Source organism: Exiguobacterium sp. PHA03 (assembly GCF_041945985.1).
In the GTDB taxonomy this organism is placed as follows: domain Bacteria; phylum Bacillota; class Bacilli; order Exiguobacteriales; family Exiguobacteriaceae; genus Exiguobacterium_A.
The window spans coordinates 871,025-890,906 of sequence record NZ_JAUTYQ010000001.1 but is presented as its reverse complement, the minus strand read 5'-3'; the positions used below and the strand labels follow the sequence as shown (position 1 = coordinate 890,906).

Sequence of the window (19,882 nt, the reverse complement as noted above, 5' to 3'; positions counted from 1 at the left end):
CGACTTATTTATTGTCTTCGTTCTCTTCAGCTGTTTCTTCTGAAGACGCTTCTGTTGCTTCCGCTTCGTTGTCTTCGCCAGCTTCTGCTTGTGCCTCTGCTTCCTCGATTTCTTCAAGATCCTGCTCGAGTGTCGATTCGACGACAGCTGCGACTTGAATATCGCCTTCTGTAACGATGCGGAAATCTTTTTGTTCTGGAAGATCGGCTACAGAAATCGAATCGCCGATTTCGAGGTTCGTGACGTCGACTTCGACGTTCTCTGGTAATTTATCTGGTGTAGCGGCGACTGTTACTTTAAAGAGTGTTTGTGATAGGAAACCACCAACTTTTGCACCGGCTGCTTCGCCAACAAGTACAACGTCTGCTTCGACTTCTGTTTCTTCATCCATTTTCACGGCGATGAATTCAACGTGATCGACTGTTGGTGTGAAGACATCCATATCACGGCGATTGATCAAGACGTTAATATTTTTACCGTCGAGTTTGAGTGAAATCAAGACGTTTTCACCGTTTTCTCGGACGATTTTAAGCAATTCTTTTTCTTCAAATGCGATTGGTGTACTTTCCACTTTGTAACCATACACGACGCCAAGAGCTTTTCCTTCATGACGCAATTGTTTACGGAGTGAGCGTGGACGTACCTCGCGTTTTTCGGCTGTTAAATTAACTGACATGTTCATTTCCCCCTTGAATTTGGTATAGCCCTCAAAAGGTAATGAATGTAGGAGCAGGACGAATCCTGAACAATATGAATCATGCTAAGACAATCGGTTTCAGACTCTCATGAATCTGACGCTTTCGTGACTTTGCATTTCTCTCCCAGGTCATTACGCTGATATTGAGAAACATGTGTGAGTAAGTCACCGGTTTGATGCGGTGCTAATGAGTTTATACCCCTATGTTTTAAATCCATAAACCTCTTTTTTTATCTTTTTGAAGTCGAAAGACCTCCAAACCGCTTGAAATCAGGGGTTAAGAGGTCTTTCGTTTTTTTCATTCTTTATGATGATTCGTTGATTTTCACGAACTAAAACACGAACGAGGCGTTCAATTTGCCGCATCGTCGTCTGTCCCATCGTCGAAATTTGCAGCCACTGATTGTAAACGAGATAGTCGCTTTCGTACTGGACGTGATACCCCTGAATGCGCAGAGCGTCGCCTAAAGCGGTTGCGGACGGATGAACGATCGTCAGTATTCCCGGCGCTTGTGCTTCTTGTTGTGCGAGGAGTTGGAATCCAGTTGCGCGGACGGCTTGTTCGAGATAGGTCATCTTGATTGCTGCTTGATTAAGATCGAGGGCATCAAGCGCTGCCTGACAGGCAAGCAACAGGTTCGACGAGCCGGAAAAGGCAACCCCTTCCGCATAGAGTCCTAAATCCAGATAACGGGGAATACAGAGAGAAGGTAGGACGCGATCTGCGTGACCAATGAACGCAAGACCCGGTAAACCACCAATCGCTTTCCCGGAAACAGTCGTGACGAATTTGCAACCAGCGTATGAGAAACGTCCGGTTCCAACAGCGCTGATCGCATCGACGACGAGTGCGGTTCGTTGATCTAACAGCACTTTTACTGCATCAAGATCATAGAGAACACCCGTTGACGTCTCACAATGCGTCAACCAGATCCAGTTGTATGCCGTTTGCCTCAATTGATGAGCGAGTTGCTTCAAGTCGATCGGGTGACCGGGGGGAAGCGTATGGACATCAAAGGACTTGCCGGCACGTGACGCGTGATCAATCAAGCGTTGACCGAACTCGCCGCCGTTCAGGATCAATCCATGTCCAGTGAGTTGTTGCGCGACAATATCATTGGCGAGCGTACCGCTGCCGACGGCCATCGAGACATGTGGCAAATCCAGCAACTGACACATTCGGCCACGTAAATCTTGATCGAGCTGCCGCATCGAGGCCGTCCGATGTGGACGCGGTGCTTGTTGCGCCGCTTGACGAACCGTCGGCGCAACCTCGACCGGACCGGCTAGAAAATGCAGGGGACGTAAGACATCCGCGATGACGGATCGTTCGTATGTTGCGCGCGACAACAACATCGGTACAAACTGGGCGTCACCACTACCAAGCGTAGCTGCAATCGGTGTGAAGCCGAACCGCGCGTATAGTTTTGCTTCCCGCGTCGTACCACTGATATAGACATGATCAATCGTCTCCCGCTCGAGGTAGACCATTAAAAAGCGCATCAATTGCATGAACGTACGACTATTGCGGTATTCGGGACGAACGCTAAGTAAGCGGATTTCCGCTGGGTCCGTCAGTGTCTCTTCTAGCGTCACGCCCTTTTCCTCAAGCGAAAAGGGACGATGCTTTCGAATGGCGATCATCGCGACGAGTCGATCGTCTTCCTTACCGATCAAGTAAGTGTTCTGATCATGGAATCGATCAATTCGTTTCCGTTCGATGTTCGGTTGATGTTGCGGAATCTCTTCTGTAAAGGTGAGGTAGTTCAATTCATGGATTGCTTCCGCGTCGTCCGCAGTTGCAATGGAAAAGTCGATCATGGAGACGTCCTCCTTATGTAATGGCTGGCTTGTGGAGTGCATCATGAGCCCACAGGACAAGTAGACTTACGGCAACGGTACACAAGATATTGACTGACCCTGCGTCTAAGAAGACGGGTAGTAACGGAAGTAAAACGACCGGAATAAGCCCCGCTTTGACACTATCTTTCGTTACGAGATAAGACAAACCGAGTATGCCTAATCCGGCAAGATATGCCCATGGCGTGATAGCGAAGACGATTCCGGAAAATACAGCGTACCCTTTACCGCCGCGTCGTGGGTGAAACAACGGAAACAAGTGACCGATGAGCACGGCGAGGGCGACCGGATAAAACGTGTCAGTGATCTGCAACGCAAAGACTGTCTTCGCGGCATCAAACAGATAAACGAATAAAAAAGCCGGAAGCCCACCGGCACGATGGGCATTGCGGGCACCGATGTTTCCGGAACCGACCTGTGCCAAATCAGTACGACTAATGTACTTAAAGAGCGTACCACCTAAAATACTACCGATGAGATAACCAAGCAGGAGATCAAGGATCACCGTTGTTCCTCCTTTGTCGTTACGAGATGAACGAGTTCCTTGACGGTCAAGGCGTCACTGTCTGGAGCCGTCAGGACGGCATCGACCATTTTGGCTTTTCGATCTTGTAATTCCGTCATCTTCTCTTCGATCGTTCCGCGTGTCAGCAATTTGATGACCGTCACGTCAGACTGTTGTCCAAGCCGATGGGCGCGATCGGCTGCCTGTTGTTCGACGGCCGGATTCCACCAGCTGTCAAACAGGATGACGGTATCAGCGGAGGCGAGGTTGAGTCCCGTTCCGCCAGCTTTAAGCGAAATCAAGAAGAGATCGACTTCACCGTCATTGAACCGGTCGCATAACGCGACCCGGTCTTCGAGCGGTGTCTCACCCGTCAATAGGAAGTGGGGGAGGTGACGTTGCGCGAGATCCGAACGAATGCGCTCGAGCATTTGCGTATACTGCGAGAAGATCAAGATCCGTTTTCCGGCTGCTCGTTTTTCTGCAATCAGTGAGAGCAGACGCGTTCGTTTCGTTGCTTCCCCTGTGTACCCCTCGACGAATAATCCCGGATCGTTGCAAATTTGCCGCAACCGCGTTAAGCCCGCCAGTAACTTCAAACGATCTTCACGTTTCGTTTCGTCTAAATGCTGCAGCGTCTCGAGTTGCAATTTGGCGAGATACGACGCATATAACCGTTTTTGATTCGGTCCGAGCTCGACATAATGATGCTCGATCTGCTTCTTTGGTAAGTCCTGTAAGACATCTTTTTTCTCACGCCGTAATAAAAATGGTTGAATGAATTGTTGCATGTCATCAAACGACCATTTCTCAAACGTCGCTAGATCCGGCAGTAATTCCGGAAACAAGACATGGAAGATCGACCAGATATCGCGCGGCCGATTCTCAAGTGGTGTTCCTGTCAAGGCGAACCGGCGTTTTGCTTGCAGATGTCGCAGTTGACTGACCGTTTGTGACTGCGGATTCTTCAAGTGCTGTGCTTCATCAAAGAAAACGACGTCATATACAGGATGGCGACGGACGTCGGTCCGAAGCGTCGTATAGGAGACGATCGTCACTGTGTTTTCAGCCAAGTACTTCAGTTCGGAAAGTCGGCTAGTTTGAGATCCCGTCACGACATGAACCGGTCGACCGGGTAAAAAGCGCTTCAGTTCCGCCTCCCAGTTGCGGAGCAGTGATGCTGGTGCGACGATCAGTGCACGACTATCCGAAATCGTTGCTATATAACCAATCGCTTGAATTGTCTTTCCAAGCCCCATCTCATCGGCCAAGATGCCGTGACATCCTTGCGCGTCCAAATTCTTCAGAAATTGAATGCCCGTCCGTTGATACGGATAGAGTTGTGACTCTAATGAATTCGGCAAGTCGAGCCGGAATCCTTGTCCGGATTTCAATTCGAACCATTTCTCGAGCAAATCGGCATGGAGATGCAGGATGGAGGCACCGATCAGATGCTTCATGTTCCGGACGGCAGGTAAGACGAGTCGCCCGTCGCGTAAGTCGCGTTCACTCGCTTCCATCTGGGCGAGAACCCGTTGCAACTGCTGAAAGGCTCGTGTCTCTAAAGATACGAACTGTCCGGATTTCAAGCGATGATAGCGTTTTTGTAAGACGAGCGACTTCAGGACACGTTTCAGCTCGTCTTCCGGAATCCCATTCATCGAAAAGTTGAATACGAGCCAGTCGAGGCGGTCTGTCACGTCGACTTCGATCCGCGGATGAAAGGGTCCTTTTGGTAACGTCGTTCGGATGGCTTGCGTTGCAAATAACTCCAGTTGACCGAGCGCAACCCGTTCGTCAAGCAGACTCCGCAAAAAAGCATACTGCGCGGCATCACTGGTGATGACATAGTGCGAATTCGATGGTGTTGCTTGGAATTCACGTAAATAGCGTAAGACACTTTGCTCCGTTACCTGATCGCGCCCAGCGTAAATCGTCTCATCGAGCGGATTCAGCTGAATCCCTTGATAATCAAACGACACGCGGACTTCAACTTTCTGAGCCGTTCGATCGAGATGGAGCTTAGCGATCGGTGTACCGGAAACGATCCGTTCCTGTAAATCAGGACTGAACGAAACATCCGCAACCCGCTGCAAATACTCTGTCTGTCCAAGCAAACGATCGAAGTAGGGCAGGGACAGTTGATGCTGCTGTTTATCCGTCAATCGTTTGAGCGTCACGACGGGTCCAGTCAGTTCGAAATGAATCGCCACCCGACGATCGGGTGTGAGACTGCGTAAATAGTTGCGCGCGCCTGCGTCGTCGACTTGAATTGCCGTAAAAGGGCGGATTTGCGGCGAGAGCGGTGTTGGTGTGCCGTGTGCCTGCACATGATGCATCGCCAGCAAAACAGCGACGATATGTCCACAAAATGACGTATCCATCGCAAGCGACGGACAGTTACAGCCAGCGTCGACGCCGTGCGCCTTGACGCGGACCGTCACCGTGAATCGTTCCTTACCGTCTACGCTCGCTTCAATTAGCTCATCACCCATCCGGTAATTGTGTAACGTGACCTTTCGGGCAGCGACATACTTCTTTCCCCGTCGAAAGGCATAGGCATCAGACATCTGTTTGATTTTACGTTCACTGAGCCCGTAATTCATGAGATCCCTCCTTTAGTTAACATAATATTATTATCGTTCACCATCAAACAAATCGACGGCGCGTTTTTTCTCCGAATCACCGATATGGGCATAGACCTGCGTCGTTGCGACGGATTCGTGACCGAGTAACTGCTGGATCGTCAGGACGTCGACCCCGCCGGTCGCAAGTCGTGTCGCAAACGTATGCCGCAGTTTATGTGGCGTAATTTTTTTGCGCTCTAAAAAGGGGAGGACTGGCTTCAGCCGTTCCGTGTGCCGCTGCAAAATATGCTGGACTGCTCGTGGGCTGAGTGGTTTCCCGTGTTTTTGGAAGACAGGTACGGCGCCGCTCGTTGGCATCTGATAATGGATCGCGTATTTGCGTAAGGCAATTCGTGCTGGTTTCGCAAGTGGAATCAATCGTTCTTTATTGCCTTTCCCGATGACGCGGAGCGTATTTTCGTGGAAATCGACATCGTTCCAGACGAGTTGCGTCATCTCACTTAAACGCATCCCGCTATAGCCAAGTAATTGGAATAACGTCACGTCGCGGACACGATCCCGTTCATAATGCGACGCTTCACGGGCATTCATCTCAACGTTTGACGGTAATAACTGAATCAATTCGTCCCATTCGCGTTTTGTCAGATAAACCGGTTCCCGTTTGGCTTGTTTCGGTCGATTGACTTTGGCGACCGGGTTTTCTGACAACTGACCGGTATCGACCAAATAACGAAACAGTGACTGTAACGCTGATAACTTCCGGTTGATGACGCTCGGTGCATTTTGTTTCGTTAAGGCAAGGTATTCGGCGTAGGCTTCGATTCCTGCTGCATCGATCTCGACAAATGCTTCAAGCGGAATATCTCGCGCTGTTACCTTTTCACCTGACGCCACAGCGACGAATTGGAAGAACGCCTCATAATCGTAGACGTAGCGGCGCATCGTTGCTAATGAGAAATGTTTGGCTGCTAACTGATCTAAATAGGATTGAATGAAGCGTGGCATCCGCTCATAACCGGGAATCGCTGGTGCTGTAGCCGAAACGGTCGTTTTATGTATTGTTTTTCCTAGGTTTTTAAATAAACTCATCCGACAATCACCCCTCTAGTAGTAGTATACCAAACGTTGATACGTCAGGCACTTGTTTGCGTGAAATAGTTATTTCACGCAATGTTAAATTGTCAGACAGGGAGCGCTCAGTTGCATCGACAATGCATCGGATGGGTCGTTGGTCAACTCGATGCACGTGAGAATTTAACCTATTTTTAGAGATTTAAGGGTTGTAGAGTCTCTTTAATAACAATAATAGTATTATGTCACCTAAATAACTAAAAAAGAATGAATAGTCAATTTCGCTCTCAGTTGCATCGAGAAGACGTCTGATGGGTCATTGGTCGACTCATTTGATTTCAAGACGATTTCTGAAAAACATCGAAAACGTGCTCGATTTCGCATACTTCATCTTGGTTTGGGTATAGAGTGTTAGGTAAGAGTTATTTTCATAAGGGGGAGTTCTAAATGATTACCGATCAAGAAGCACGTCAGTATTTGAAGGATGCGAAACGCATTGCAGTCGTCGGTGTCTCAAGTGATTCTGGGAAGACGGCGAACTGGATTGCTGACTACTTGGCTCAACACGGGTACGAAGTCATTCCGGTCAATCCAACGTTAAACGAGTGGAACGGTCAAAAAGTCTATCCAAGTGTTGCAAGCATTCCAGGACACATCGATATCGTTGACGTTTTCCGTCGGTCTGAGTTTTTGGCGGATGTCGCGAAAGATGCTGTCGCTCACGGTGACGTCGGGATGATCTGGAATCAACTTGGTCTCTCAAGTGTCGAAGCAGAGAGCCTGGCGCTCGGCGCTGGCATTCCATATATTGAGAATCGTTGCATCAAAATCGAGCATCAATACCTGTAAGTCATCGCACGACTTTAGGCATCTTCACCCGTTCGTGAAGGTGTCTTTTTTCATGCCCATTACAGGTTATGCTTGTCAGGAAGCAAGAAGATGCCTACAATTAGAGACAGACTACTTGAAATAACGAACGAACGTTTGTAAAAACGACGTCGTAATTTTGAATTTTGAGGTGAAATGAATGGCGACAGACTTAAATAACTACAATGATGATGCCATACAGGTGCTCGAAGGACTCGAAGCAGTCCGGAAGCGCCCAGGTATGTATATTGGTTCTACCGATCACCGTGGACTTCACCATCTCGTCTACGAGATCGTTGATAACGCGATCGATGAAGCACTCGCAGGATTCGGGGAACAAATTGATGTCACGATCCATAAAGATAATGCGATCACGGTCCGTGACCATGGACGTGGGATGCCGACGGGGATGCATGCATCGGGAAAACCGACTGCTGAAGTCATCTTCACGGTCCTTCACGCTGGTGGTAAGTTCGGTCAAGGTGGATATAAGACGTCCGGTGGCTTACACGGTGTCGGGGCGTCGGTCGTTAACGCCTTATCAACGGATTTGAAAGTAACGATCTTCCGTGACGGGAAACAATATGAGCAAACGTTTGAAAACGGCGGGATTCCGAAGACGACGTTGCTTGAAACGGGTACGACGCGCCAAAAAGGAACGAGCGTCTACTTTAAACCAGATGGCTCGATCTTCAGTACGTTGACATACAACTACGATACGCTTGCGGAACGCTTACGCGAATCAGCCTTCTTGCTAAAAGGTCTGAAGATTACGTTGACGGACGAACGGTCCGACAAACAGGACATCTTCCAGTACCAAGACGGTGTCAGCGAATTCGTCCAGTACTTGAACGATGATAAAGACACGCTTCATCCGACAGTTGCATTCGAAGGAACGGAAAACGAGATCGAAGTCGATATCGCCTTCCAGTTCACGGATGCGTACTCGGAAAACGTCCTTTCGTTCGTCAACAACGTCCGGACACGCGACGGCGGCACACATGAAGTCGGGGCAAAAACAGCAATGACACGGGTCATGAATGAATATGCCCGGAAAAACACGCTTTTGAAGGAAAAGGATAAGAACCTTGACGGAAATGATATCCGCGAAGGGTTGACGATGATCGTCTCGATCCGGATCCCGGAAGAATTCCTCCAGTTCGAAGGGCAAACGAAGTCGAAACTCGGCTCACCGGAAGCGCGGACGAGCTGTGACGCTGTCATCAGTCGTCGTCTCTCGACGTACTTGGAAGAGAATCCACAAACGGCGACGCTGTTGATCAAAAAAGCAATTCGCGCTGCGCAAGCCCGGGAAGCGGCACGGAAAGCGCGCGAAGAAGCACGAAACGGGAAAAAGAAAAAACGTTCGAGCATCTTGAACGGAAAACTAACACCTGCGGCTTCAAAAAACGCGGACAAGAATGAATTGTTCCTCGTCGAGGGTGATTCTGCTGGTGGTTCTGCAAAACAAGGACGAAACCGGACGTTCCAAGCGATCCTTCCACTTCGTGGTAAGGTCTTGAACACAGAGAAAGCGAAACTTGCCGATATCATGAAGAATGAAGAGATCAACACGATCATTCACGCGATTGGCGGCGGTGTCGGAGCTGATTTCGACTTGTCAGATTGTAATTTCGACAAAGTCATCATCATGACCGATGCCGATACCGATGGCGCGCATATCCAAGTCTTATTGCTGACTTTCTTCTTCCGCTACATGCGCCCATTGATTGACGCTGGGAAGGTCTTCGTTGCTTTACCACCGCTCTACCGTGTCTCAAAAGGGAAAGGCAAATCGGAGAAGTTCGAATACGTCTGGGATGAAGAGACACTTAAGAAAACGACGAAGAAATTCGGTAAAGGTTATATGATCCAGCGTTACAAAGGACTTGGGGAGATGAACGCACCGCAACTCTGGGAAACGACGATGGATCCCGAGACACGGACATTGATCCGGGTTACGATCGACGATGCTGCCGTAGCGGAAAAACGCGTCTCTGTCCTGATGGGAGATAACGTCGGACACCGCCGGACGTGGATCGAGGACAATGTCGCCTTCGGTCTCGCAGAAGACCTCTCGATCATCGAGAATGAGCACGTGACGAAAGAGAGTGTGAACGAACATGTCTAATCTACAAAACATCCTGAACCTGTCGCTCGAGCAAGTCGTCGGCGACCGGTTTGGTCGTTATTCGAAATATATCATTCAAGATCGTGCCTTACCGGATGCCCGTGATGGTCTGAAACCAGTACAACGCCGGATCTTGTATGCGATGAATACGGAAGGAAACCTGTTCGACCGTGCTTACCGGAAATCGGCGAAGACGGTCGGCGTCGTCATCGGTAACTACCATCCGCATGGTGACTCATCGGTCTATGAAGCAATGGTCCGCTTGAGCCAAGAGTGGAAGCTCCGTTATCCGTTGATCGATATGCAAGGAAACAATGGATCAATCGACGGCGATAGCGCGGCAGCGATGCGGTATACGGAAGCCCGTCTTTCGAAAGTCTCGAGTCTCATTCTCGACGGGATCAATAAACAGACTGTCGATTACACGCTCAACTTCGATGATACGACGGAGGAACCACTCGTCTTACCATCATTACTACCGAACCTGCTGATGAACGGTTCGACGGGGATTTCCGCCGGTTACGCAACCGAGATTCCACCGCACCACGCGGGGGAAGTCCTTGATGCTGCGATCGGTCGAATCTCCGGTACGGTTCAGAACGTCGATGACTTATTGACGCACATGCAAGGCCCTGATTTCCCAACTGGTGGTGTCGTCCAAGGGCTTGACGGCATCAAAAAGGCGTTCGAGACAGGACGTGGGAAAGTTATCATCCGTTCGCGTTCAACGATTGAGACATTGCGGGGCGGTCGCCAGCAAATCGTTATCACTGAGCTCCCGTATGAGGTCAATAAAGCGAACCTCGTCAAACGGATGGAAGAACTCCGTCTTGATAAAAAGGTTGAAGGTGTCGCCGAAGTCCGTGATGAGACTGATCGTGACGGTTTACGGGTCGTCATCGAGTTGAAAAAGGAAGCGGACGCGGAAGGTGTCTTACACTTCTATCTCAAACAAACGGATCTACAAATTGCCTATAACTACAATATGGTCGCGATCCACGAGCGGACACCGCGGCAAATGGGCGTCTTGACGCTCCTCGATGCGTATCTCGCACACGTCAAGGAAGTCGTCATCCGTCGGACAGCATTTGATCTTGAGCAAGCGAAACGCCGCCAGGAAGTCGTTTCTGCCTTGATGACAGCAATCTCTGTCCTCGATGAGACGCTTGCCTTGATCCGTTCTGCATCGAATAAAGCAGATGCGAAGGACAAGCTGATTGCGCGGTTCAACTTCACGGACCGTCAAGCGGAAGCCGTCGTCATGCTTCAACTCTACCGGTTAACGAATACCGATATCGTCGAGTTGCAGGAAGAAGCGGCGAAACTCGAGAAGGAGATCGCTCGTCTTGAGAAGATCCTCAACGATGAAAAGACACGGAATCGTCTCATCATCAAGGAATTGACGGTCTTGAAAGAACAAGTCGCGGACAAACGTCGCTCGACGATCGAAGCGGAAGTAGAAGAACTGAAGCTGAAGACGGAAGTCATGATTGCTGTCGAGGAAACGATGGTCTTCCTGTCGAAGAACGGTTACGTCAAACGTTCATCACTCCGTTCATTCGGTGCCTCGAACGACTTACCGGACTTGAAGGAACAGGATCGTCCGTTGCTCCAAGGGCAAGCGATGACGACCGATCACTTGATTGTCTGGACCGTTCGCGGAAACTACTTGCTGATTCCGGTCCACCAATTGCCGGATACGAAATGGAAAGATGGCGGTCAACATGTCGCGAACCTCGTCCCTCTCGAACCGGGTGACCGGGTTCTTTCAGCGGATCTCGTCCGCTCGTTCGATGAAGCCCATCACTGCTTGTTCGTTACCCGTCAAGGGATGGTCAAACGCTCGAAACTGAGTGATTACAATGCCCAGCGGAAGTCAAAACCACTCCAAGGCGTCCGTCTGAAGGCAGACGACGAAGTCTTGTACGCTCAGGTCTCGACGGGTCAAACGGATCTTTTCCTTGCGACACAGAACGGTTTCGGGCTCTGGTTCACGGAAGATGATGTCCCGGTCGTCGGTGTCCGGGCTGCCGGTGTCAAGGCGATCAACCTGAAGGATCAGGACGTCGTCGCGGGTGCGATTGGCTTCAAGGAAGCGCCGCAGATCGTTCTTTTGACGCAACGGGGTGCCTTGAAGAAAATGCGTCTCGCGGATCAGTTCCAAGTCTCGAGCCGTGCGCTCCGTGGCTTACAGTTACTGCGTGATTTGAAGTCAAAACCACACCGGGTCGCAGCATTGATCGACGTCACACAAGCGAAAGAATTGGTCCTCAGCGGAAAAGAGCAGGAGAAAACGATCCAAATCGGTTCGTTATCGTTCCTCGACCGCTTATCGAACGGTTCATTCGCCTATGATGAAGAGAAATTCGGTCCATTGCTCGACTGGTATACACGATGAGATAAGGCTCCTCCGGATAACGGGGGAGCTTTTTTAGATTTAGCAGGGCAGGAGAGGGAATTTTGAGACGAATGCTCGGAATTTTGAGATTTATCGCTAGAAATATCGTTTACAAATTGAAACACTGACCAATAACAGCTACAATAGAAGAAATAGTCAGGTCACGATTCGTCATGAACAAGCGTCGGGTCACGCGTCTCCGCAGCTTTGCTTATAGCGTCAATTGATCAAGCAGCTACGGGACCGTCCCTTTAGCTGCTTGTTGTGCAATCTGCCGACCTTGGAGAGGTGATGAAGATGAAATTCAGACGTCGCGAAAAAGTAGCAATCTATATCACTCGGGAAAAACCTAACGGATGGGAACTACTTGTTTTTCATCCACAATCGGCTCCTGAGAGTGATTGGCAGATTCCTGCAGGTACGATCGAAGATGCTGAAATCGCAAAAGAAGCGGCTGTCCGTGAGACGCTTGAGGAAAGTGGTCTCTCGTTAGCATCCGTCCAGTACATCGGCGAAGAAGAGATGCGTTATCCGGAGCGAATGCGGGTGCATTACACGTATTTCTATCATGCGCACATTGAATGCCAAGAGAACCGCTGGACGCATTGTGTTGCTGGTGACGGTCAGGATTGCGGTGATTTCTTTGATTTCGCGTGGTTGCCGCTTGAACGGATCACGCAACTCGAACGCCGCCATCATATATTCTTGGATCGTTTGATTCATCGATTGGAACGGACACGTCCGTATGATTGTCGAAAACACGGTTAATCCCGTGTTTTTTTGTTTTGTCTCACTATCTTAAGTTTACCTTGATTATGAGACGAATTCTTATAACTATTGATAATATTTGTTATGTTAACTTGAATAAAAAAAAGATCTTTTAGTCAGATTCATCCATTCCCACTGTCGTGTAAAAATCGGTCTATCGTCCTGTTGGTCTTCCTCCTTATTCTTTGTTACTCTAATAACAGTAACACTGCAAATGTTACCTTTTTAACGGTAACAAATTAAATGTTTCCATCATTGTGGTAACAAATGAATTGGAGGAATCGTCATGCAAGCTGTTGCTTTGTCGTTTGATGTCAAAGGCTCCCGCGATTATCCGAGCAAAGAAGCGTTACTTCAAGCGCTTCGTGTACTCGCGAACGATTTGAATACAGCATTTCCATTGAGTATTGTTCCGTTTCAAATCAAATCCGGCGATAGTTTACTAGCGGTATTCGCGGATTATCCGGTTAGTTATCCGGTCATTCTGCACTTATTGAATCAAGAATTGCCAGGTTACATCGGGATTGGATTTGGTCAATATGAGACGATTTCGACGACGCGGGCTGAAGAAGCCAATGGTAGTGCGATCATTCATGCTTTCGAAGCACAGGAATTAGCGAAGACGCTTCCATCGCGGATTGCTTTTGCTGGACCGCCCTACTTACCCACTGCCTTGCTGAACGGTTATCTCGAGATGCTGTATCCGGCTTACTTCGGGAAGACGGACCGTCAGATTGAACTGCACCGGTTGATGGATCGATATCCGGATGATACGTATGAAGAGATCGGACTGAAGATGGGCTTCAAGGAACAAGATGCCCGCGTAAATGTCGCAAAACTCGTCTCCCGCTCGCAGCGTAAGCAACGGAAGCGACTTGAAGCTGCCTTGACCCAGGCACTGGAGCAATTCCAAGTCTGGGAGGCGATTCGGTGACCGTCTTACTTAGTCTTTTACTTGTCCATCTACTTGCTGATTTTCCATTACAGACGAAACGAATGGCACAACTGAAACATCGACACCAACGCATCTTACTCCAACATCTTGCCGTTCATACGGCTCTGATGCTACTTGTGCTTGCGTTCTTCGTCATCCAAGGGGAATTGACCATCGACATCGCCGGATGGCTTGGAGGCAGCATTCTCGTGTTTCACGCTCTGCTCGATGCTTCCCCGCTCAAACGCCGCGTCAAACAAGCAGTAGCGTACTGGATCGATCAAGCGTTACATATCGTTGCCATCATCACCTTGACATGGGTGTTCGTTCCGATCGATTGGTCGTTGTCGTTCTCGCGACCAGAGCAGATCCTGTGGATTCTTTGCTTTAGTTTAGTGACGACGGAGTTACTCGGTCACGGAATCGCCTTGATGCTCGCACCATTCGCGCCGCGGTTGATTGAAGCGCATTTCGAGCGGACAGTGACACGCAAAGAGCAGTTAGACGGCATCTCGCGGACCGTCACGCACGAAGTCGAAGATTCTGCGCGCAGTTATACGACGGAATTAAGCGGGATCGGACGTTATATCGGTCTCGTCGAACGCGCAATCATCACCCTGCTCGTTGTCACGAATGCAACTGGAGCCATTGGCTTCATCATTGCCTTGAAGGCATTAGCTCGTTTTAAACAGTTTGAAGATCGCCGCTTTGCGGAATATTACATCATCGGGAGCTTGCTCAGTATCTTAGGAGCGATTTTATGTGGACTGGCAATCCGTGTCGCTTTGTAAACGATGAATGAAAGTGAGGGAGACGGTTTTATCCGTCGCACGACATATGAAACAAATTGGATTAGTCAGGCATCACCGGGTGACGGAAGGATACCCGACGAAAGGCTGGATTAGCGCTAGCGATATTGAAAAATGGATCGAACGGTATGATACGTCAGAGATCGATATTCAACCGGTCGAGCTCGGTCAGATTGACTGGACAGTCTGTTATGCCAGTAGCATGCCGCGTGCCGTTCAGACAGCGCAAAGCGTTTATGATCAAGAAATCATCGTGACGGATCTGCTGCGTGAAGTGCCGTTTCCGACGATTCGGTCGAATCTCCGATTACCGTTCCTCGGCTGGGCGGTTCTCGGTCGATTCGCAGCCCCGTTCAGTAAACGAATTCAAGCCGAAATCAAGGATGCGAATGAACGGATTGAAGTGCTCTTAAATCAATTAATGTTCGAAGACGACGAACGGGTTCTACTCGTCGGTCACGGCGGCATGATGATTCTGATGCGCGCTGCCTTAAAACGACGCGGTTACAGCGGACCACGGTTCGGTCATCCGCGCAATGGCATGCTGTATCTGTTCGAGAAAGAGGAACCGACATGTTGAAATGGGGATCAACGATTCTATTAGCACTCTGTTTAATCGTCATCTTCTATACGACACGGGACGAAGAACCCCCTGCCCCGACGGCAGGACAGATGGAAATCTATGGTTTTGACGTCGGTCAAGGAGATAGCACGTTCATCCGAACGAAGGAAGATGCGATCTTGATTGATGGTGGGAATAACGGCAAAGGCGAGGATGTCGTCCGCTACCTGCAAAAATTGGGTATCAAACGTTTAACAGCGGTCATTGCGACACATCCGGACGCCGATCATATCGGTGGACTCGATACCGTCCTCGATGCCTTTCCAGTCGACAGCGTCTATGCCCCGCGAGTCACGCATACGACGGAGACGTATCGCGATTTCCTCCTTGCCGTCAAACGCGAAGGGGTGACGATCAAGTCAGTTAAGGCAGGTCTTGAAATACCGAGTGAAGCCGCACGCTTTACGTTCCTTGCTCCTCTAACAGACGGGACACAGGATCTTAACAGCTGGAGTGCCGTCCTCCGGGTCGAACATGGACAAGACCGCTTCCTCTTCATGGGCGACGCGCCGATCCGAACTGAACAACAATTACTCGAGTCAAACACCGATGTACGTGCTGATGTCTTAAAGCTTGGACATCACGGGGCAGACACATCGTCCTCCCTGCCCTTCCTACAGGCTGTATCACCAAAACGTGCCTTGATCTCAGCCGGAAAGGACAATGCCTATCGTCATCCACGTCCTTCCGTCTTACAAGAACTGAAGGCAGAACGGATTACGATTGACCGAACCGATCAAAGTGGAACGATTCAGTATATCTCGACTGGTGACGGTATCAAGGAATCGAACCGGCCTGATTTACGACCGGAATAACTAGACGCGGAGGTGTATCAGATGCGATTGACCGTAGCTGATTTTGAAGATGATCTAGCAATTTGTGAGACCGACGACCGTGAGACGATCACGTTACCGAAAAGTCGTTTACCGCGCCAAGCGACGATTGGCGACCGACTCGATTGGAGCGGACGCTCGATTCGGATCTTACGCAATGAGACGAACGAGCGTAAAAAAGAGATCACCGAGCTGATGGATGATCTCTTTGAAGAATGATGGGATTCCCTCGGTGCGCTGAGGGAGTCTTTTTTAATCAAGTAGACTGATGATGAGTCCAGTGAGGATGCTTGCTGTGAATAAAGTACCTAATGTATAAGCGAGTAGTCGTAACCCGATCGGGAGCCGACGAATCGCGGCAAAGGCTCGGCGATTCGGGGGTCCTCCAGCGACGATACGTTGGTAATCATCGAGCGGACTATGGGCAATGTCATGTTGATTGCTTGGAGTAGTAGCGGATTCCGTAGTATGGTGTTTCATGGGTCCATTCCCCCTTTTCTTAACAACCTTATATATTTTATTCGCTAAGTGACTTCATTATCCTGTTTCAATTTTTTGATATTTCACGAAACTTTTGGATGAAACTGGTAGTATAAAAGATAGACGTATTTCTTTATGCGTGATTCCTGGAAAATCACTAGCAGTTTTTTCTGAATTTTCGTACACTTTAGAAATACGATGTATCTTAAAGGGGGAATCATCCATGTTTCAAACGTTACGGACATCACTCAAACAATCTGTCCTTGGTCAGGACGATGTGATTGATCATTTATTGATGGGCTTGCTCGCGGAAGGCCATGTGTTGCTCGAAGACCGTCCGGGGACCGGTAAGACGACACTAGCAAAAGCGCTGGCGCAGACACTCGAAGCGAAGTTCTCACGTATTCAATGTACAGCGGATACGTTACCTACTGATCTACTTGGGATGGAGCTGTTCAACCCGCTGACAGGATCGTTTGAACAACGGTTTGGTCCGCTATTCGCGAATATCGTCCTCGTCGATGAAATTAACCGGACGACGCCACGAACACAATCAGCATTGCTCGAGGCAATGGCGGAAGGACAAGTGACGATCGGCGATACGTCTTATACGTTACCGCAACACTTTCTTGTCATCGCGACACAAAATCCGTTTGATGGACACGGTACATTCCCGCTGCCGCATGCCCAACTCGACCGTTTCTTGTTTAAGTTGTCGTTCGCTCCGCTGACACGTCAGGCGGAGAAGGCATTATTACGTGGAGCGCACTTAACAGCAGCCGAACTACAGATTCCGCTCGAACAACTCAATGACTGGAAAGAGGAAGTCGTCGCCGTCTCGATCGAAGACAGCGTCGAAAACTACTTACTCGATGTCTGTGATGCACTCCGCGCCCATCGTGACGTTGAGATCGGGCCGAGTCCACGAGCGACACTCGCACTCTTAAAAGCAGCAAAAGCACGCGCTTGGATGCAGGAGCGGACGTACGTCACACCAGAGGACGTCAAACACTTAGCGACACCGCTTCTCGCTCACCGACTCGTCCTGACACTCGAAGCGACGTTGAAGTTGTCGAACGAACGTCTCGTCCAGCAGGTTCTCGATTCACTCACCGTTCCGACTGAGGTGTAATCATGCAATTGATCACACCAAAGACTTTTAACCTCATCATTCTCACCATGACGGGCGCGAGCGGGATCATCGTCGGACTCTATGGTCCCGTCTGGATTGCGGCTTTGTTATTCGCCTATACGATATATGGCTGGGTGATGCCGTATTATCTTGAATACGTCGCGAAACGGATTCACATCCGTCTCCTTGAGACAGTCCGTGCTTTCCGGGAAGAAGCAAACCAGATTCCGTTCGAGCTGACGAATCCGACGAAGTTGCCGCTTGGACGGGTTACGATTTCCGGTCTACTCGGGGATCAAATCAAGCTTCCTGACGCGAGTAGTCAGTTTTGGCGTCAACACATGTACGTTGGTAAACAGACGATTGTTCCGTTTTCAATCGATGTCATTGCTGCACAGCGAGGAACGATTCGGATTCAATCGTTTGACATCATGATCTCGGATCCGTTTCATCTGATGACGATCTATATCACGCTCGACATCCAGGAACTTGGGCATGTCTTCCCGGACTTCGCACCAGCGTCCGTCGAGTGGAACGAGCGGATGATTCCGGGTGAGACGATTGATCGTTCGAGTCCGTTTTCGGATCGTTCGAGTTTTCATTCAGTCGTTCCCTATTCCGGAGATGCGAAATCGATCTATTGGTCTGCCTATGCAAAGACAAACGAACTGTATTCGTATCAATATGATCGGAAACGTAATCATGATTATGCCGTGATCGTCGATGGTCTGTCAGCAGACGGGCTCGCCCTCCGCTCTGACTTCGAGAAACTCTTATCGCGTGCCGCAACAATCATCCGCGAACTCGAAAAACAAGGCGCTTCCTACAGTCTTTGGATCTCGATGGTCAATCGAACGGGTCAGTGGTATCATGTCCCGTCCGGTACGGGGAAACATCAGTTCCTGCGGACGATGGAATGTCTTGCCCGGATCTCGGAATATGACTTACCACTCGAGCGCCGCTATTTCACGAAACGCTTACAACGGAGCGTTCCGTCAACGACGGCAGAGATCCATCTCGGTCATCGGCAGAAAGGGGTGAGCGCATGATTCTCTGGTGGATTTTCCTAGCGAGTCTGTTACCCGTTCCGTTCTATCTAGCACTCGTTTTCCCGGCACTTGCCTTCGTGCCGCACCGCTCGCTTCGGATTGGACTACAGCTACTCGCAGCGGGATTATTGTTCATTCTATCTCCGGTTGCTTGTATTTTAGCTCTTATCTTCGTCGCCTGGACCGCATTTCTTGATACGGTCGAGTCAGCTTGGCGTTACGCCGCAAGTGGACTGATCGTCGGTGGCGTGATGATTCTATTCCCAGGTGTGACTCCACCGCTTGGTGCCTTTTTGCTCCTCTTCCTTGTCGTCGCGTATCCATTCGTCGTCACCTATATGACAGAATGGCGACGTATCTTCTCAACAGTTGGTCTGATGCTGACGTTAGGGCTCCTGTTAGCCGGTCTATTTCGATTGATGAAGGAAGCACTCGTAGGGTCCGTGACGAATTCGATCCGACCGCTGTTTGAAGCATTTGGCTCCCTCTTCCTTTGGACGGAGCCACTCGGACGAAAAGCGGACAACATGACGAACCGCGCGATGGGACTTGAAAACATCAAAAGCGTGGAAGACGTCAAACAAGCAACGGTCCAAGCGGGAACGTCACATTGGATTTGGATCGTGACGGCAATCGTGACTGTATTGTTCGTTGCAATCACGCTGTACGTCATCCGGAAGCGAAAAGTCATTCCGATTGAAATGGAACAGACTGTCAAACGTTCCAAACAGGTACGAACGCATGCTCCAAAACGTTATAGTCATCACCCGTTGCTGAAGATTGCTTCGCAACTTGAACAAGCCTTCCCAAGACGTCATGAGGAGACGACGCTTGAGTGGTTGATGCGGATTGAGTTCCCGGATGCGTCATCCAATGCGCGTTTAATCGACGGGATTGAATTCAGTACAAGCGAACCCGCCTATGATATCCAAACGTTCCGGCGTCAAGTACGCGAACAAATCGAACGTTAACAAAAAGCCTTTGCTCGTGGAGCAAGGGCTTTTTGTCGCATTAAGTGCGCATCAATTGATTGCGTAGTGTCGTCGCAAGTCACCAGTCGCAGAGACGGTTTGATCCACCATCGCGCCACCACAACATGTCAATATCCGGGAAATCGTCTTAGCGCCAACAAAACATT

General features: G+C 49.6%; 18 protein-coding genes. 12 read left to right on the top strand and 6 right to left on the bottom strand.

Annotated features, from left to right (window positions below):
* Nucleotides 1-4: 4 nt before the first annotated feature.
* From Q7C19_RS04730 to Q7C19_RS04710, 5 genes are all read right to left on the bottom strand, one after another.
* The gene (locus Q7C19_RS04730) at nt 5-676 is read right to left on the bottom strand and encodes a 50S ribosomal protein L25/general stress protein Ctc (RefSeq protein ID WP_214728666.1); all 672 of its coding nucleotides are present in this window, start codon (nt 674-676) and stop codon (nt 5-7) included.
* 291 nt (nt 677-967) lie between these two features.
* Nucleotides 968-2,518 carry a GNAT family N-acetyltransferase gene (locus Q7C19_RS04725; RefSeq protein WP_375091764.1) on the bottom strand — a complete coding sequence of 517 codons (1,551 nt, stop codon included), beginning with the start codon at nt 2,516-2,518 and terminating at the stop codon, nt 968-970.
* Between the two features lie 13 nt (nt 2,519-2,531).
* Nucleotides 2,532-3,062, bottom strand: coding sequence for a glycerol-3-phosphate acyltransferase (locus Q7C19_RS04720; protein WP_290771953.1), 531 nt, complete (start codon nt 3,060-3,062; stop codon nt 2,532-2,534).
* Complete coding sequence (locus Q7C19_RS04715; protein WP_375091763.1) at nt 3,059-5,668, bottom strand: DEAD/DEAH box helicase; 2,610 nt, start codon at nt 5,666-5,668, stop codon at nt 3,059-3,061. The genes Q7C19_RS04720 and Q7C19_RS04715 overlap by 4 nt, the downstream gene beginning before the upstream one ends.
* Nucleotides 5,669-5,698: 30 nt before the next feature.
* A complete protein-coding gene (locus Q7C19_RS04710) occupies nt 5,699-6,739 on the bottom strand; it encodes a tyrosine-type recombinase/integrase (protein WP_375091762.1) in 1,041 nt (346 codons plus the stop codon).
* Nucleotides 6,740-7,168: 429 nt separating this feature from the next.
* Here Q7C19_RS04710 and Q7C19_RS04705 point away from each other — a divergent pair, with 429 nt between their 5' ends.
* The 9 genes from Q7C19_RS04705 (at nt 7,169) to Q7C19_RS04665 (ending at nt 16,302) form a co-directional block, all read left to right on the top strand.
* Complete coding sequence (locus Q7C19_RS04705; protein WP_375091761.1) at nt 7,169-7,570, top strand: CoA-binding protein; 402 nt, start codon at nt 7,169-7,171, stop codon at nt 7,568-7,570.
* A 178-nt stretch (nt 7,571-7,748) separates the two neighbouring features.
* Nucleotides 7,749-9,719, top strand: a complete 1,971-nt coding sequence (gene parE, locus Q7C19_RS04700) for a DNA topoisomerase IV subunit B (protein WP_035407952.1) — start codon at nt 7,749-7,751, stop codon at nt 9,717-9,719.
* Nucleotides 9,712-12,117 (top strand): DNA topoisomerase IV subunit A, encoded by a 2,406-nt coding sequence (gene parC / locus Q7C19_RS04695; RefSeq protein WP_375091760.1) that lies wholly within the window; start codon nt 9,712-9,714, stop codon nt 12,115-12,117. The genes parE and parC overlap by 8 nt, the downstream gene beginning before the upstream one ends.
* Nucleotides 12,118-12,414: 297 nt before the next feature.
* Nucleotides 12,415-12,885 (top strand): NUDIX domain-containing protein, encoded by a 471-nt coding sequence (locus Q7C19_RS04690; protein WP_230088538.1) that lies wholly within the window; start codon nt 12,415-12,417, stop codon nt 12,883-12,885.
* 286 nt (nt 12,886-13,171) lie between these two features.
* Complete coding sequence (locus Q7C19_RS04685) at nt 13,172-13,819, top strand: hypothetical protein (RefSeq protein WP_035407956.1); 648 nt, start codon at nt 13,172-13,174, stop codon at nt 13,817-13,819.
* Nucleotides 13,816-14,610, top strand: coding sequence for a DUF3307 domain-containing protein (locus Q7C19_RS04680; protein ID WP_375091759.1), 795 nt, complete (start codon nt 13,816-13,818; stop codon nt 14,608-14,610). Before Q7C19_RS04685 ends, Q7C19_RS04680 begins: the two co-directional genes overlap by 4 nt.
* Nucleotides 14,611-14,656: 46 nt before the next feature.
* On the top strand, nt 14,657-15,208 hold the full coding sequence (locus tag Q7C19_RS04675) for a histidine phosphatase family protein (protein ID WP_035407960.1): 552 nt from the start codon (nt 14,657-14,659) through the stop codon (nt 15,206-15,208).
* Nucleotides 15,205-16,065, top strand: a complete 861-nt coding sequence (locus tag Q7C19_RS04670; RefSeq protein WP_483867428.1) for a ComEC/Rec2 family competence protein — start codon at nt 15,205-15,207, stop codon at nt 16,063-16,065. The genes Q7C19_RS04675 and Q7C19_RS04670 overlap by 4 nt, the downstream gene beginning before the upstream one ends.
* Nucleotides 16,066-16,086: 21 nt before the next feature.
* Entirely contained in the window at nt 16,087-16,302 is a 216-nt protein-coding gene (locus tag Q7C19_RS04665) for a DUF3006 domain-containing protein (RefSeq protein ID WP_290750423.1), read from the top strand.
* Between the two features lie 33 nt (nt 16,303-16,335).
* Here the strand turns inward: Q7C19_RS04665 and Q7C19_RS04660 are convergent, their stop codons facing one another.
* Nucleotides 16,336-16,563, bottom strand: coding sequence for a hypothetical protein (locus Q7C19_RS04660; RefSeq protein ID WP_312086695.1), 228 nt, complete (start codon nt 16,561-16,563; stop codon nt 16,336-16,338).
* Between the two features lie 223 nt (nt 16,564-16,786).
* Between Q7C19_RS04660 and Q7C19_RS04655 the strand changes: the two genes are divergently transcribed.
* From Q7C19_RS04655 to Q7C19_RS04645, 3 genes are read left to right on the top strand one after another with little or no spacing between them, the layout of a single operon-like run.
* Nucleotides 16,787-17,695, top strand: a complete 909-nt coding sequence (locus Q7C19_RS04655) for an AAA family ATPase (protein WP_375091757.1) — start codon at nt 16,787-16,789, stop codon at nt 17,693-17,695.
* A 2-nt stretch (nt 17,696-17,697) separates the two neighbouring features.
* Nucleotides 17,698-18,744 carry a DUF58 domain-containing protein gene (locus Q7C19_RS04650; RefSeq protein ID WP_375091756.1) on the top strand — a complete coding sequence of 349 codons (1,047 nt, stop codon included), beginning with the start codon at nt 17,698-17,700 and terminating at the stop codon, nt 18,742-18,744.
* Complete coding sequence (locus Q7C19_RS04645; protein ID WP_375091755.1) at nt 18,741-19,715, top strand: hypothetical protein; 975 nt, start codon at nt 18,741-18,743, stop codon at nt 19,713-19,715. The genes Q7C19_RS04650 and Q7C19_RS04645 overlap by 4 nt, the downstream gene beginning before the upstream one ends.
* Nucleotides 19,716-19,882: the final 167 nt, after the last annotated feature.

What these genes read in the sequence shown, in the direction of transcription:
- Q7C19_RS04660 (WP_312086695.1), bottom strand. Translation starts at nt 16,563, where the DNA reads ATGAAACACCATACTACGGAATCCGCTACTACTCCAAGCAATCAACAT.
- Q7C19_RS04650 (WP_375091756.1), top strand. Translation starts at nt 17,698, where the DNA reads ATGCAATTGATCACACCAAAGACTTTTAACCTCATCATTCTCACCATG.
- parC (WP_375091760.1), top strand. Translation starts at nt 9,712, where the DNA reads ATGTCTAATCTACAAAACATCCTGAACCTGTCGCTCGAGCAAGTCGTC.
- Q7C19_RS04685 (WP_035407956.1), top strand. Translation starts at nt 13,172, where the DNA reads ATGCAAGCTGTTGCTTTGTCGTTTGATGTCAAAGGCTCCCGCGATTAT.
- Q7C19_RS04645 (WP_375091755.1), top strand. Translation starts at nt 18,741, where the DNA reads ATGATTCTCTGGTGGATTTTCCTAGCGAGTCTGTTACCCGTTCCGTTC.
- Q7C19_RS04665 (WP_290750423.1), top strand. Translation starts at nt 16,087, where the DNA reads ATGCGATTGACCGTAGCTGATTTTGAAGATGATCTAGCAATTTGTGAG.
- Q7C19_RS04710 (WP_375091762.1), bottom strand. Translation starts at nt 6,739, where the DNA reads ATGAGTTTATTTAAAAACCTAGGAAAAACAATACATAAAACGACCGTT.
- Q7C19_RS04715 (WP_375091763.1), bottom strand. Translation starts at nt 5,668, where the DNA reads ATGAATTACGGGCTCAGTGAACGTAAAATCAAACAGATGTCTGATGCC.
- parE (WP_035407952.1), top strand. Translation starts at nt 7,749, where the DNA reads ATGGCGACAGACTTAAATAACTACAATGATGATGCCATACAGGTGCTC.
- Q7C19_RS04730 (WP_214728666.1), bottom strand. Translation starts at nt 676, where the DNA reads ATGTCAGTTAATTTAACAGCCGAAAAACGCGAGGTACGTCCACGCTCA.
- Q7C19_RS04725 (WP_375091764.1), bottom strand. Translation starts at nt 2,518, where the DNA reads ATGATCGACTTTTCCATTGCAACTGCGGACGACGCGGAAGCAATCCAT.
- Q7C19_RS04655 (WP_375091757.1), top strand. Translation starts at nt 16,787, where the DNA reads ATGTTTCAAACGTTACGGACATCACTCAAACAATCTGTCCTTGGTCAG.
- Q7C19_RS04675 (WP_035407960.1), top strand. Translation starts at nt 14,657, where the DNA reads ATGAAACAAATTGGATTAGTCAGGCATCACCGGGTGACGGAAGGATAC.
- Q7C19_RS04690 (WP_230088538.1), top strand. Translation starts at nt 12,415, where the DNA reads ATGAAATTCAGACGTCGCGAAAAAGTAGCAATCTATATCACTCGGGAA.
- Q7C19_RS04705 (WP_375091761.1), top strand. Translation starts at nt 7,169, where the DNA reads ATGATTACCGATCAAGAAGCACGTCAGTATTTGAAGGATGCGAAACGC.